The organism is Gillisella taibaishanensis (genome assembly GCF_001938985.1).
GTDB lineage: Bacteria > Pseudomonadota > Alphaproteobacteria > Rhizobiales > Rhizobiaceae > Allorhizobium > Allorhizobium taibaishanense.
Genome location: NZ_MKIN01000020.1, coordinates 224,390 through 236,815 on the forward strand (window position 1 = coordinate 224,390; position 12,426 = coordinate 236,815).

The following is a 12,426-nucleotide window of genomic DNA, read 5'->3' on the forward strand; positions in this document are numbered from 1 at the left end:
CGTGAGGTCTGCGGGCGAAGGATCCCGTCCGAGACGGCGGTAACCGGAAGCAAAGCATGAAACCACAGACCAAAAGGCGCAAACCACCGTCCGACCCCAGTCGCCAGCGAGCCGAGCGGAGAGGCCGATGGGCGGAATATGTGGCCGCCGCCTATCTGATGCTGAAGGGTTACCGCATAGCCGCATTGCGCTACAAGACAAGGGCCGGCGAGGTCGATCTGATCGTCAGGCGCGGCGATCTGGTCGTGCTGGTCGAGGTCAAGGCCCGCGCCAGCGAAGCTGCCGCCATAGATGCGGTCAGCGGCGACAGCCAGCGCCGCATTCGCGCTAGCGGCGATTTCTGGCTCGCTCGCCAGCCGGACGCCACCCGTCTCTCCATCCGTTGCGATATTATCGCCGTCTTGCCCTGGCGCTTGCCACGGCATTTTAAAGGCGCCTTTTGAACCGGTTTTGCCCATTAATATAGCTAGTATTTTTCGCCGTTCTACTTTGACGATCTTTGTGACATTGCTGTCATAAAACATTCAAGTCGCTGTCATGAAGGCTCACTAATGGCTTGCTCACCCCAATACTGGCGGAGAGGGATCTACCATGTTCAAGAAGCTTTCGATGGCGGCTCTGGCCGTGACCGTTTCGGCAACCTCGTCTTATGCAGCCACCAATATTTCCTGGTGGCACGGCATGGGCGGGCGCAATGGCGAAGTGATCAACGAAATCTCCCAGAAGTTCAACGCAGCGCAGAGCGAATGCGTGCTCACACCTACGTCGAAGGGGTCGTATGAAGAGGCGCTCGCCGCCGGCATCGCCGCTTTCCGCTCCGGCCAGCAGCCGAATATCCTGCAGGTCTTCGATGCCGGTGCCGCCACGATCATCAACGCCAAGGGTGCTGTCATCCCCGCTGAGGACCTGATCACCAAGGCCGGCTACAAGTTCGATCGCGATGCCTTTATCGAAGGCGTGAAGTACTTCTACGCCGACTCCAGCGGCAAGTTCGTCGGCATGCCGTTCAACTCCTCGGCGCCGATCATGTATATCAACACCGAAGCCCTGAAAAAGGCCGGCGTCGAGGCGCCGAAGACCTGGGAAGAGTTCGAGAAGATCGCGCCGAAGCTGAAGGAAGCCGGTTACATCCCGCTCGTCCAGTCGCAGCTGACCTGGGAATTCACCGAGAATTTCTTCTCGCGCAACAATATCCAGTTCGCTTCCAACAACAACGGCTATGACAGCATCAAGGACACGGTGATCAATGTCACCGATCCGAACCATGTCATGATGTATGACAAGCTGAAGGCCTGGAAGGACCAGGGCTATTTCGCCTATTACGGTGCTGCCTGGAATGACAACCAGAAGGTTTTCGAAGAAGGCAAGGCCGCGCTCTGGATCGGCTCGTCCGGCTCCTTCGGCGGCTTGAAGAAGACCGCATCCATGCCGTTTTCGGCTGATTTCCTGCCTTACTGGGGCTCGATCAAGGGCGCTGGCGTCCACTCCTTCATCGGTGGCGCTTCGCTGTTTGCCATGTCCGGCAAGACCGAAGCTGAGAACAAGTGCACGGCCGCCTTCTTCAACTTCCTGACCTCGCCTGAGATCCAGAAGTTCTACCATCAGGCTACCGGTTATGTCGCGATCACCAAGGCGGCTTACGAACTGGCCAAGAAGGAAGGCTATTACGAGAAGGAGCCGGTTGCCGAAGTCGGCATCAAGCAGCTGTCGCTGCCAGGCGGCGAGTGGGACAAGGGCTACCGCCTCGGTTTCTACCCTCAGATCCGCTCGATCATGGAGCGTGAATACAACAAGATCTTCTCCGGCGAGACCACGCCTAAGGCCGCCATGGAGACCATCAAGAAAGAAGCGGACGAGCTGCTCGTCAGGTTCTCCAAGACAGCGGGCTGATCTCCGACCCGTCCTGGATGAACGGCCCCGGGGGCTTGCCCCCCTTGTCTCCGGGGCACCACGTTCAGGAATGTCAGTCTCTTTCCTGCTCAGTCCTCCTGATGCCTTCGCTTCGGGAGGGCTGAACAGGAAATGAGACAGGACCGCACCCGATTTCCCGCCACGAGGTCTACGCCATGAAGCGCGTCCAGTTCGATTCGCGATTTCTGCCTTATCTATTGCTGCTGCCGCAGTTGAGCATCGTCGCGATCTTTTTCTACTGGCCGGCGGCTCAGGCCATCAGGTCTTCTTTCTATATCGAAGATCCCTTCGGCTTCGGCGCGAGTTTCGCCGGGCTGTCGAACTATACCGATATTCTGACATCGCCCGAATATCAGCGCGTAGCCCTGTTCACCTTTGGATTTGCCCTGGTCGTGACCTTCTTGGTTCTGGCGATTGGTCTGACACTCGCCGTCAAGGCGGACGCGGTGATCCGCGGGCAATCGGCCTACAAGACAATCCTGATCGTGGTCTATGCCATCGCACCGCCAGTGGCGGGGCTGATCGGCTCGATGTTCTTCGACCAGCACATCGGCCCCTTCGTCAAATTCGTCGCGCTGTTCGGCTGGGACATGAAGGTTGGGCTGAACTACTACGACACCGCGTTTGCGCTGACGGTCATCGCGGTCTGGAACCAGATCCCCTATAATTTCATCTTCTTCCTCTCCGGCCTTCAAGGCATTCCGACTTCGGTGCGCGAAGCGGCGGTACTGGATTGCCGGTCGGGCCCCCGCCGGTTCTTCACGGTCATTCTGCCGCTGCTGACACCGACAGCCTTCTTTCTGCTGGTCATCAACATGACCTATTCGCTGTTCGACACCTTTGCGCTGATCGACGTGATCGTGAAGGACAAGCCGGCCGATAACCCGATCACGCTGGTCTACAAGGTCTATGCCGATGGGTTCAGAGGCAATGATATCGGCTCGTCTTCGGCACAATCGGTCATCTTGATGGTGGTCGTGCTGGTGCTGACCCTGATCCAGTTCCGCTTCATCGAACGTCGCGTTCACTACGGGTGATGCCATGTACAAGACGAAATTCTTCGACCACGTCATCCTGATCGCCGGCTGCCTGCTGATGCTGGCGCCGATCATCGTGGCCTTCACCACCTCGACCCATTCGGCGCCTGAAATCCACCAGAAGGGGCTGATGCTTTCCCTGGGCGATAATTTTGGCGAGACCTACCATAAGGTCCTGTTTGCCCAGACCGGCTTCAACGGCACGGTCACCGGCCTCAGCATGATGCTGAATTCGCTGATCCTAGGCCTGGGCTTTGCCTGTGGGAAGATCGTGCTGTCGATGCTGGCGGCCTATGCCATCGTCTATTTCCGTTTTCGGTTTGCAACGCTCGCCTTCTGGATGATCTTCACAACGCTACTGTTGCCGCTCGAAGTGCGCATCATGCCTTCCTATCAGGTGATGAGCGAGCTGCATCTTCTGAACACCTATACCGGCCTGATCCTCCCGCTGCTCGCGTCGGCCACCGGCACCTTCTTTTTCAGGCAGTTCTTCAAGTCCGTGCCGGAGGAATTGCTGGAGGCGGCGCGCATCGACGGCGCCGGACCGGTCAAGTTCTTCATTGATATTCTGCTGCCGCTGTCGCGCAGCATGATCGCCGCCGTGTTCATCATCATGTTCGTCTACGGCTGGAACCAGTATCTCTGGCCCATCCTGATGACCACGGACGAGAGCTTCTTCACGCTGATGCGCGGCATTAAGCAGATTCTCCAGGTCTGGGTTGGCGCCCAGATCCCTGACTATAACGAGGCTTTTGCCATGGCTGTTCTCGCCATGCTGCCTCCCGTCCTGATCGTCGTGGTGTTCCAGAGCTGGTTCATCAAGGGTCTCACCGAAACCGATAAGTAAGGGGTCGTCCGATGGCGTCCATTGACATCAACCAGGTCTCGAAACTCTATGATGGCGGCGTAAAAGCGGTCAACGCGGTCGACATTCAGATTGCTGATGGCGAATTCATCGTGTTGGTCGGACCGTCCGGCTGCGGCAAGTCTACGCTGCTGCGCATGGTGGCCGGGCTCGAGAGCATTTCCGAGGGCGTCGTCAGGATCGGCGATCGGGTGGTCAACACCGTCGAGCCGGCGGATCGCGACATCGCCATGGTCTTTCAAAACTACGCGCTTTATCCGCATATGACGGTGCGGCAGAACATGGCCTACGGCCTGAAGAACCGCAAAACCCCCAAGGCAGAGATCGACGCCCGGGTGGATGAGGCGGCCCGGATGCTGGAGCTGCAGCCTTATCTCGACCGTAGGCCGAGGGCTCTCTCCGGCGGTCAGCGTCAGCGTGTTGCCATGGGCCGCGCCATCGTGCGCAAGCCGGCCGCTTTCCTGTTTGACGAGCCGCTGTCCAATCTCGATGCCAAGCTGCGCGTTTCCATGCGCGTCGAAATCCGCAAGCTACAGCGCCGGCTTGGCACGACATCGATCTATGTCACCCACGACCAGCTGGAAGCGATGACATTGGCCGACCGGCTGGTGGTGCTGAACGGTGGCCGGATCGAGCAGATCGGCACGCCGCTCGAAGTTTATCACGCCCCCGCCTCGACCTTTGTCGCCAGCTTCATCGGCTCGCCTGCCATGAACCTGATCACCGGCCATATCGATGGCAATCGCCTGGCGATCTGGCCGGTAGGTTTCACTTTCGATGACGAAGCCGCCTATCGCGGCGAGGTGACGGTGGGCCTGCGCGCCGAAGACCTGACGGTGGCAGCACCCGGCCAACCCTATCTGCCGTTCCGAGTCGATTATGTCGAGGAGCTTGGCGCCGTGCGGCTCGTCCACGGCTTCGTGGGCGATCAGGCACTCTGCGCCTCGCTGCCTGTCGCGACGGCCTTGTCTGGCGAAATGCGCCTTGGCGTCGATCCGCAGAAATTCCACTTTTTCGACCGCGAGGGTCGACGGCTGGCGCTGCCCTTTGCCAAGGCGCGGATGACTTTCGGCGCGGAAGCGGCAACGGTGAGTGCCTGATAGGGATTCGATAAAATTGTAAGGCTGGGATTAACTCGGATTTGACCGGCTCGCGCTAAACCGAAGTCTGGTCATCATGGGGGGTATCCATGCCAGTCAAACTCTTGTTCGCAGCCATGGCCGGTGTTGCGATTATGCGGCCGCGCCTGAAGATGCAGGACGTGCCTGCCCTCGTCACGGCCAATGCCGATCATCTCAATCTGAAGCCGGCGCCGATCAATCCTGACTGGATTGTCGAGGGCGATCCGCAGGCGCGCATGGCAAACCACTCGCAAAGCGAGGACGAGGCCAGCTCTACGGCCCTGTGGGATTGCACAGCAGGCACCTTTCGCTGGTATTTCGGCTGGGATGAAACGGTGGTGATCCAGGAAGGCGAGGTGCATGTGACGGCGCAGGACGGCTCGGAGCGCGTTTTGAAGGCTGGCGATATCGCCTATTTCAAGGGCGGCACCTGGGCAACATGGCGGATCGAGACCTATGTCCGCAAGATCGCTTTTCTGCGCAAGCCCTTTCCCGAGCCTATCGCCACCCTCTACCGCTTGCGCAATGCTCTGCGCGGAGGCGGACGATCCGGCCTCTGACCTCGCGGAAAATTTGCGTCCAGCCGGCGTTGCGTTCACAGACTGCGCAGCCTAAATCTCTCTCCGGTTTAACGCGAGAAAGATTATGGCTCAGATCCGCAACGTCGCCGTCCAGATGGACCATGTCTCGTCGATCAATATCGGCGGAGATTCCACCTTTGCCATGAGCCTGGAGGCTCAAGCCCGCGGCTACAAGCTTTTCCACTATACGCCTGACCGGCTGACCATGCGCGATGGCAAGATCTACGCCACCGTCGAGCCGATGGAACTGCGCGACGTCAAGGGCGACCATTTCACGCTCGGCAGCCCTGAGCGTATTGATCTCTCGACCATGGATGTGGTGCTGCTGCGCCAGGATCCGCCTTTCGACATGGCCTATATCACGGCCACCCATCTGCTGGAGCGCATTCATCCGAAGACGCTCGTCGTCAACGATCCGGCATGGGTGCGCAATTCGCCGGAAAAGATCTTCGTCACCGAATTTGCAGATCTGATGCCGCCGACGCTGATCACCCGCGATCCGGCAGAAATTGCTGCCTTCCGCGCTGAGCAGGGCGATATCATCCTGAAGCCGCTTTACGGCAATGGCGGCGCCGGCGTGTTCCACTCCACCCGTGACGACCGCAATTTCTCCTCGCTGATGGAGATGTTCGGCCAGATGTTCCGCGAGCCTTTTATCGCCCAAGGTTATCTGCCGGCGGTGCGCAAGGGTGACAAGCGGATCATTCTCGTCGACGGCGAGCCGGTCGGCGCCATCAACCGCGTACCGGCCGAGCATGATGCCCGTTCCAACATGCATGCCGGCGGCAAGCCGGAACCGACGGAACTGACAGCGCGCGAGCACGAAATCTGCGCCCGCATCGGTCCTGCCCTGCGCGAGCGCGGCTTCCTGCTTGTAGGCATCGACGTGATCGGCGACTACATGACCGAAATCAACGTGACGTCCCCGACCGGCCTGCGGGAGGTGAAGAAATTCGGCGGCGCCGATATTGCCGCGCTGCTTTGGGACGCGATCGAAAAGAAGCGTAGCTGACCTTCATCCACTCGCCTTATGATCAATCCGCCGCGACCCCCTGCGGCGGATTTCGTCTGTCTGGCACCCACGTCTCGTTTTGTTCACGGGTTGCAACCGCATACAACCAAAATGCTGCTTTTGCGGGTGTTTGTTCATATAATGTTCTTGCTGTCTTTAATCTCTTGTGTAACAGTAAGGTTGTGGTGAATTGTCCTCACCGGACTTCCCATTTCAAGAGCCGCATATTTTATGAGTTTGATATTAAAGCAGTTTCTTTCTTCGTTACCGACGATCCTGGAAATTGCGACATTGGCGGATCATCCGCTGCCGGCAAGGGGGCTGGGTTATGGTTGCAAGGGTGGGCACGGTTGCCTTTCAAGGAATTGACGGCGTACCTGTTGATGTTCAGGTCATGGTGGCACCCGGCAAGATCGGTGTGCAGATTGTCGGCCTGCCGGACAAGGCAGTGGCCGAGAGCCGCGAGCGCGTTCAGGCGGCCCTGCATGCCTCAGGCCTTGCCCTGCCGCCAAAGCGGATAACGATCAACCTCGCCCCGGCCGATCTGCCCAAGGAAGGCTCGCATTTCGACCTCGCCATTGCCCTTGGGTTGATGGCGGCGCTCGGCGCCATTCCGGCGGATGTGCTGGGTGATTATCTCGTGGTCGGTGAACTCAGCCTTGACGGAACGATCGCCGCCGTGGCCGGTGCACTGCCGGCTGCCATGGCGGCCAACGCACTCGGCAAGGGCTTGATTTGCCCGGCCGACAGTGGGCCGGAGGCGGCCTGGGCTGGGGAGGATATCGACATTCTCGCGCCTCGCAGTCTGATTGCACTCGCCAACCATTTCCGGGGAACCCAGGTTCTAACCCGTCCGACCCCGGCCAGCCGTGCGGTGGCGGGCAATCTGCCTGATCTTGCCGATATCCGTGGTCAGGAAAGCGCCAAGCGGGCGCTGGAAGTGGCGGCGGCTGGTGGCCATAATCTGTTGATGGTCGGCCCACCCGGCTCCGGCAAATCCATGCTCGCAGCAAGGCTGCCGTCGATCCTGCCGCCTCTGTCGGCGCCGGAACTGCTTGACGTGTCGATGATCCATTCCATCGCCGGCCAATTGGCGGGCGGCCGTCTGTCCGACCGGCGGCCGTTCCGCACGCCGCATCATTCCGCCACCATGGCCGCGTTGGTTGGCGGTGGGCTGCGTGCCCGTCCGGGCGAAGCCTCACTTGCCCATAACGGTGTGCTGTTTCTCGATGAATTCCCGGAGTTTTCGCCGCAGGTGCTTGACGCTCTGCGCCAGCCGCTGGAAAGCGCCGAATGCGTCATTGCCCGTGCCAATCACCGTGTGACCTATCCTGCCAACTTCCAGCTTGTGGCGGCGATGAACCCCTGCCGCTGCGGCATGGCGGGCGAGCCCGGCCATACCTGCGCGCGCGGCATCCGCTGCCTGACCGAATATCAGGGGCGGATTTCCGGGCCGCTGCTGGATCGCATAGACATCAGGATCGATGTACCGGCCGTTTCGGCGATGGATCTGATCAAGCCGATGGCGGCGGAAAAGAGTGCGGATGTCGCCCGTCGCGTCGCTTTGGCCCGGGAGCGGCAGACGCAGCGTTTCGTTGACGCCGGTATTCCCGAAGTCCGCACCAATGCGCGATGCTCGACGTCTTGGATCGAGAAGCTCGCGGCCCCGGATGCGGCAGGCTTGCAGCTTCTGCGCGACGCGGCCGAAAAGTTCAAATTTTCCGCCCGTGCCTATCACCGCGTGCTGAAAGTGGCGCGTACGCTTGCTGATCTCGACGGATCGGAAGCGCTTGGCCGCATTCACCTGGCCGAGGCAATTTCCTATCGCATACCCTCAGAGCGGCTAACGGCGGCGGCATAATGCAAAAGGGCTGCGTGAGCAGCCCTTCGCAGTAAGTGAATCACGTTCTTGGTGTTCGGCAGCGATCCGAAACGGATAGCCGAGCCTTGGTCATCCGAGCTGTGGTCGTGGCGACGTTATTCGCCGAGACCGGCAAACAAGGCCGTCGACAGATAGCGTTCTGCGAAGGACGGAATGATCACCACGATGGTCTTGCCTTCGTTTTCCGGTCGCTGGCCGAGTTTGATGGCAGCGGTCAAAGCGGCGCCCGATGAAATGCCGACCGGCACGCCCTCAAGCCGGGCCACTAGGCGGGCCTGTTCGAAGGCTTCGTCATTGGTGACGGTGATGACTTCGTCATAGATCCCGGTGTCGAGAATGGCAGGAGCAAAGCCGGCGCCAATGCCCTGGATCTTGTGCGGACCGGGAGCGCCACCCGACAGGACCGGGCTATCGGCCGGCTCGACCGCGACCACCTGGATCGATGGCTTCTTTGCCTTCAGCACCTGGCCGGTGCCGGTGATCGTGCCGCCAGTGCCGATGCCGGAGACGAAGATATCAATAGTGCCGTCGGTATCGTTCCAGATTTCCTCGGCTGTTGTCTTGCGATGGATTTCCGGATTGGCGGGGTTTTCGAACTGCTGGGGAATGATGGCGTTGGGCGTGCTGGCTGCCAGTTCCTCGGCCTTGGCGATGGCGCCCTTCATGCCCTTCGGTCCCTCGGTCAGCACCAGTTCCGCGCCGAGCAGAGCCAGCATCTTGCGCCGCTCGATCGACATGGTCTCGGGCATGGTCAGGATCAGCCGATAGCCCTTGGCGGCGGCAGCAAAGGCAAGCGCAATGCCCGTGTTGCCGGAGGTCGGCTCGATCAGAACCGTCTTGCCGGGCGTGATGGTCCCCTGGCTTTCGAGGCTCTCGATCATGGCGACGCCGATACGGTCCTTGACCGAGGCGATCGGGTTGAAGAATTCGAGCTTGGCGAGAAGATGGGCCTTCACGCCCTTTTCCTTTGCCAGCTTGTCCAGCCGCACGATCGGGGTATCGCCGATGGTCTCGGTGATCGACCCATAGACGCGGCCGCGGCCCGGCTTCTTGGTCTGCGACATGTTTCTTCCTCCAGATAAAAAAGTGTTTGGCCGAGACAATAGGATCAAATCGCCTGTCCGACCAGAACCCTTTGCCTATCCGCTTGCATCAAGGGAGAAAAAACCCACTGCCAAGTCCTTTCGGGCAAATGTTTATTTCACGCTGCCCGGGCGGCGATATAGGCGGCGGTCGCGGCCAGAATGCTGGCGGCAGTGCGGTTAAGCAGCTTCAGCGCCGAGGGCTGTTTCAGCAGCAGCCGTGCCTTGGCGGCTAGCAGAATATAGGGGATCAGCACCGCCATCAGCACGATGAAAGTGGTTCCCACCAACAAGCCGTAATCGGCGGGGCCGATAGCGGCAAGCGGGATCAGCGTCGGCACCAGCGCCACGTAGAACAGCATGGTCTTGGGATTGCCGAGCGTCACGAACAAGCCGGACAGGAAGGACGCCATCAGGCCGGAGGCTCTGCGCGCCTCGATATTCTGCGGCAAGAGCCCTGCGGTCCAGAGTTTCCAGGCGATATAGGCGAGATAGAGCGTACCGAGGAGCTTGATCACGAGGAAGGGGGTGACGAAGGTTTGGGCGATATAGGCCAGGCCGAGAACCACAGCCGTCAGATAGCAGAGATCGCCGAGGATCAGGCCAAGCCCCATGAAGAAGGTCGGTCGGAAGCCGGAGCCGAGTGCCCGCGCCACAATCGCCGTCATGCCCGGGCCGGGGATCGCAGCGGCAATGAACAGAGCGGCGGCATAGGCAAACAGGCTGGCAAGCGTCATGGCAAATCTCCAGGGAAGATGTATTGCTAGATCGCTCGGTTGCAACTTGCAACGGTGACACGATTGAATTTGAAGGCCACACGATTTTCTGGTTTGACGGTGTCACCGCCATTCAAGGTCCCCGCCATGCCCGCTACTGCCTCGCTGATTGCCTTTGCCTTCGTCTGTCTCGGCATGGCGCTGACACCGGGTCCCAATATGATTTATCTCGTCTCCCGGTCGATTTCCCAGGGGCCGATGGCGGGCCTGATCTCGCTCGGCGGTGTCGCTGTCGGTTTTCTCTTCTATATGCTGGCGTCAGCGCTGGGCATTACTGTGCTCGTCATGGCGGTGCCCTATGCCTATGACGCGCTTAAAATCGCCGGCGCCGTCTATCTTGCCTATCTTGCCTGGCAAGCGATCAGGCCCGGTGGCCGCTCGCCGTTCCAGGTCCGGGAACTGCCGAAGGATAGCCCGAAACGGCTGTTCATGATGGGGTTGATCACCAACTTCCTCAATCCGAAGGCTGCGGTTCTCTACCTCTCGCTGCTGCCGCAATTCATCGACCCGTACCGTGGCGGCGTGCTGATGCAATCGGTCGTCCTCGGCATCACCCAGATCGCCATCAGCATGACCATCAACGGCACGGTCGCAATCACCGCCGGCTCCATCGCCCTGTTCCTCGGCCGCCGCCCTCTCTGGATGCTCGTGCAGCGCTGGCTGATGGGCACTGTGCTGGCAGCCCTGGCGGTGCGGATGGCAACGCAGGCACAGCATTGACCTAAAAATCGGCCATAGGCGACAGCATGGCAAATGCTTCCCGCGCCTCGAACCTGGTACCGGTCATCATCAGGGCGCAGGACCCTTCATAGGCAACGGGGCGTCCCTGCCAGGCGAGGCAATCCGGTGTGACGTAAACCTCGACATGCTCAGGCTCGATTGCAAGGTTTGACAGCACGGTGTCCAGATGCGGCATCTCTCGCGCTACGATATCTAGAAGCTTGAAACAGCCATCGTTGCCCCACGTCCAGGCAACAACAGCATCAATTTCCGCCAAATACGTCAGATGAACTGAAGCGTCGAAATGAGCGTTGAGCAGGAACATCTCTATCTGACGAACAACGGCAAACTGCTCCGAGACTGGCTGACGGGTTGCGAGCCTATCGCGCAGCAGGCCGACGTCCTCGGCGGTTGCCACGTCGAGCTGGCGGCGATTGCTGTCAGACTTCGGCTTGAAGACCGGCGGCGGGCCGCTAAACTTGAATTGCGGGATCACGCTGAAACCATAGGCCTGATAGAGCGAAGGCTTGTCTGTCAGCAGAATTCCAGTCTCATATCCCGCTTGTTCGGCCCAGGCATAGGCTCGCTGCATCAGGTCGCGATAAAGCCCTCGTCCTCGATATTCGGGACGGACAGCACCAGATTGGTAGCCTGCGGCCTTGATAATATCGCCATTCACCATCAGCGGCATGGAAAGACGGAAAAATTGGCAACGCAACGGCCGTCTGTATCGAAATACCCGAAAGGCATGCAGGTCGGGTCCGGCCCGCCGAGCAGGTTTTGCGCGCCGATATCGATGCCGAACACATCTTGCAGCAGATCGACAAGCCCTTGGAAGGACCGGGGGTCTTCGAAATAGCCCTGTCTTAATGTCAGGCCGGCCGGCGCCATCGTCTTTACACCCCTGTCGATCCAAAACCGCCTGCGCCGCGTGTCGTCTCCGACGTCTCGGTCACCTCAATGACCTGGGCCTGCGTGACAGGTGCGATCACCATCTGTGCAATGCGCATACCACGGCTGACGGTAAAATCCTCATGGCCGAGATTGATCAGCAGCACTTTCACTTCGCCACGATAGTCGCTGTCGATTGTACCCGGCGTGTTGAGGCAGGTGATGCCGTTCTTGAAGGCAAGGCCGGAGCGGGGGCGGATTTGCGCTTCAAACCCTTCGGGGATCTCGAAGATAAAGCCTGTCGGCACCAATGCGCGTTCGCCCGGCGCCAGTACCAGAGGTTCGATCTCCTCCAAGGCGGCGCGCAGGTCCATGCCGGCGGCCCCTGCGGTTTCGTAGGCGGGCAGGTCGATACCTTCACCATGGGGCAGGCGCTGGAGCGCGAGGCGGGGGGCTGTTGTGGCAGGCTTCATGTCTGGCATAGGGGCAACATCCTTTGTTTGCGGCGGTCAATTGCATATCGGGCGCCGAAACGCTAGATAACCGGC

General features: G+C 59.9%; 14 protein-coding genes. 9 read left to right on the forward strand and 5 right to left on the reverse strand.

Going from position 1 to position 12,426, the window contains the following annotated elements; all coding sequences use genetic code 11:
• Positions 1-56 precede the first annotated feature (56 nt).
• The 8 genes from BJF91_RS06255 to BJF91_RS06290 all read left to right on the forward strand — a co-directional run bounded on the left by BJF91_RS06255 (position 57) and on the right by BJF91_RS06290 (position 8,388).
• Entirely contained in the window at positions 57-443 is a 387-nt protein-coding gene (locus tag BJF91_RS06255) for a YraN family protein (RefSeq protein WP_075613621.1), read from the forward strand.
• A gap of 148 nt (positions 444-591) precedes the next feature.
• Complete coding sequence (locus tag BJF91_RS06260; protein ID WP_075613622.1) at positions 592-1,890, forward strand: extracellular solute-binding protein; 1,299 nt, start codon at positions 592-594, stop codon at positions 1,888-1,890.
• Positions 1,891-2,066: 176 nt separating this feature from the next.
• Complete coding sequence (locus BJF91_RS06265; protein WP_075613623.1) at positions 2,067-2,948, forward strand: ABC transporter permease subunit; 882 nt, start codon at positions 2,067-2,069, stop codon at positions 2,946-2,948.
• Between the two features lie 4 nt (positions 2,949-2,952).
• Positions 2,953-3,795, forward strand: a complete 843-nt coding sequence (gene ugpE / locus BJF91_RS06270; protein ID WP_075613624.1) for a sn-glycerol-3-phosphate ABC transporter permease UgpE — start codon at positions 2,953-2,955, stop codon at positions 3,793-3,795.
• An 11-nt stretch (positions 3,796-3,806) separates the two neighbouring features.
• Positions 3,807-4,913: a sn-glycerol-3-phosphate import ATP-binding protein UgpC gene (locus tag BJF91_RS06275; protein WP_075613625.1), complete on the forward strand. Its 1,107-nt coding sequence runs from the start codon at positions 3,807-3,809 to the stop codon at positions 4,911-4,913.
• Positions 4,914-5,047: 134 nt separating this feature from the next.
• On the forward strand, positions 5,048-5,494 hold the full coding sequence (locus BJF91_RS06280) for a cupin domain-containing protein (protein ID WP_407639863.1): 447 nt from the start codon (positions 5,048-5,050) through the stop codon (positions 5,492-5,494).
• A gap of 85 nt (positions 5,495-5,579) precedes the next feature.
• The gene (gene gshB / locus BJF91_RS06285) at positions 5,580-6,527 is read left to right on the forward strand and encodes a glutathione synthase (RefSeq protein ID WP_075613627.1); all 948 of its coding nucleotides are present in this window, start codon (positions 5,580-5,582) and stop codon (positions 6,525-6,527) included.
• A gap of 328 nt (positions 6,528-6,855) precedes the next feature.
• Entirely contained in the window at positions 6,856-8,388 is a 1,533-nt protein-coding gene (locus tag BJF91_RS06290; protein WP_075613628.1) for a YifB family Mg chelatase-like AAA ATPase, read from the forward strand.
• A gap of 116 nt (positions 8,389-8,504) precedes the next feature.
• Here BJF91_RS06290 and cysK read toward each other — a convergent pair whose 3' ends face one another.
• Positions 8,505-9,473, reverse strand: a complete 969-nt coding sequence (gene cysK / locus BJF91_RS06295) for a cysteine synthase A (RefSeq protein ID WP_075613629.1) — start codon at positions 9,471-9,473, stop codon at positions 8,505-8,507.
• Between the two features lie 137 nt (positions 9,474-9,610).
• Entirely contained in the window at positions 9,611-10,228 is a 618-nt protein-coding gene (locus BJF91_RS06300) for a LysE family translocator (protein WP_075613630.1), read from the reverse strand.
• Between the two features lie 126 nt (positions 10,229-10,354).
• On the opposite strand from BJF91_RS06300, the gene BJF91_RS06305 reads away from it, so the two are divergent.
• Positions 10,355-10,987, forward strand: a complete 633-nt coding sequence (locus tag BJF91_RS06305; RefSeq protein ID WP_075613631.1) for a LysE family translocator — start codon at positions 10,355-10,357, stop codon at positions 10,985-10,987.
• A 1-nt stretch (position 10,988) separates the two neighbouring features.
• Here BJF91_RS06305 and BJF91_RS06310 read toward each other — a convergent pair whose 3' ends face one another.
• The 3 genes from BJF91_RS06310 to dut are packed head-to-tail and all read right to left on the reverse strand — an operon-like array spanning position 10,989 to position 12,351.
• A complete protein-coding gene (locus tag BJF91_RS06310) occupies positions 10,989-11,678 on the reverse strand; it encodes a GNAT family N-acetyltransferase (protein ID WP_407639860.1) in 690 nt (229 codons plus the stop codon).
• Positions 11,669-11,878, reverse strand: a complete 210-nt coding sequence (locus BJF91_RS25285) for a hypothetical protein (RefSeq protein WP_234801560.1) — start codon at positions 11,876-11,878, stop codon at positions 11,669-11,671. Before BJF91_RS25285 ends, BJF91_RS06310 begins: the two co-directional genes overlap by 10 nt.
• A gap of 5 nt (positions 11,879-11,883) precedes the next feature.
• On the reverse strand, positions 11,884-12,351 hold the full coding sequence (gene dut / locus BJF91_RS06315) for a dUTP diphosphatase (RefSeq protein ID WP_075613832.1): 468 nt from the start codon (positions 12,349-12,351) through the stop codon (positions 11,884-11,886).
• Positions 12,352-12,426 lie beyond the last annotated feature (75 nt).

Excerpts from the sequence above, each read along its gene's own strand:
- BJF91_RS06255 (WP_075613621.1), top strand. The coding sequence starts at position 57 with ATGAAACCACAGACCAAAAGGCGCAAACCACCGTCCGACCCCAGTCGC.
- BJF91_RS06260 (WP_075613622.1), top strand. The coding sequence starts at position 592 with ATGTTCAAGAAGCTTTCGATGGCGGCTCTGGCCGTGACCGTTTCGGCA.
- BJF91_RS06265 (WP_075613623.1), top strand. The coding sequence starts at position 2,067 with ATGAAGCGCGTCCAGTTCGATTCGCGATTTCTGCCTTATCTATTGCTG.
- ugpE (WP_075613624.1), top strand. The coding sequence starts at position 2,953 with ATGTACAAGACGAAATTCTTCGACCACGTCATCCTGATCGCCGGCTGC.
- BJF91_RS06275 (WP_075613625.1), top strand. The coding sequence starts at position 3,807 with ATGGCGTCCATTGACATCAACCAGGTCTCGAAACTCTATGATGGCGGC.
- BJF91_RS06280 (WP_407639863.1), top strand. The coding sequence starts at position 5,048 with ATGCGGCCGCGCCTGAAGATGCAGGACGTGCCTGCCCTCGTCACGGCC.
- gshB (WP_075613627.1), top strand. The coding sequence starts at position 5,580 with ATGGCTCAGATCCGCAACGTCGCCGTCCAGATGGACCATGTCTCGTCG.
- BJF91_RS06290 (WP_075613628.1), top strand. The coding sequence starts at position 6,856 with ATGGTTGCAAGGGTGGGCACGGTTGCCTTTCAAGGAATTGACGGCGTA.
- cysK (WP_075613629.1), bottom strand. The coding sequence starts at position 9,473 with ATGTCGCAGACCAAGAAGCCGGGCCGCGGCCGCGTCTATGGGTCGATC.
- BJF91_RS06300 (WP_075613630.1), bottom strand. The coding sequence starts at position 10,228 with ATGACGCTTGCCAGCCTGTTTGCCTATGCCGCCGCTCTGTTCATTGCC.
- BJF91_RS06305 (WP_075613631.1), top strand. The coding sequence starts at position 10,355 with ATGCCCGCTACTGCCTCGCTGATTGCCTTTGCCTTCGTCTGTCTCGGC.
- BJF91_RS06310 (WP_407639860.1), bottom strand. The coding sequence starts at position 11,678 with ATGCCGCTGATGGTGAATGGCGATATTATCAAGGCCGCAGGCTACCAA.
- BJF91_RS25285 (WP_234801560.1), bottom strand. The coding sequence starts at position 11,878 with ATGGCGCCGGCCGGCCTGACATTAAGACAGGGCTATTTCGAAGACCCC.
- dut (WP_075613832.1), bottom strand. The coding sequence starts at position 12,351 with ATGAAGCCTGCCACAACAGCCCCCCGCCTCGCGCTCCAGCGCCTGCCC.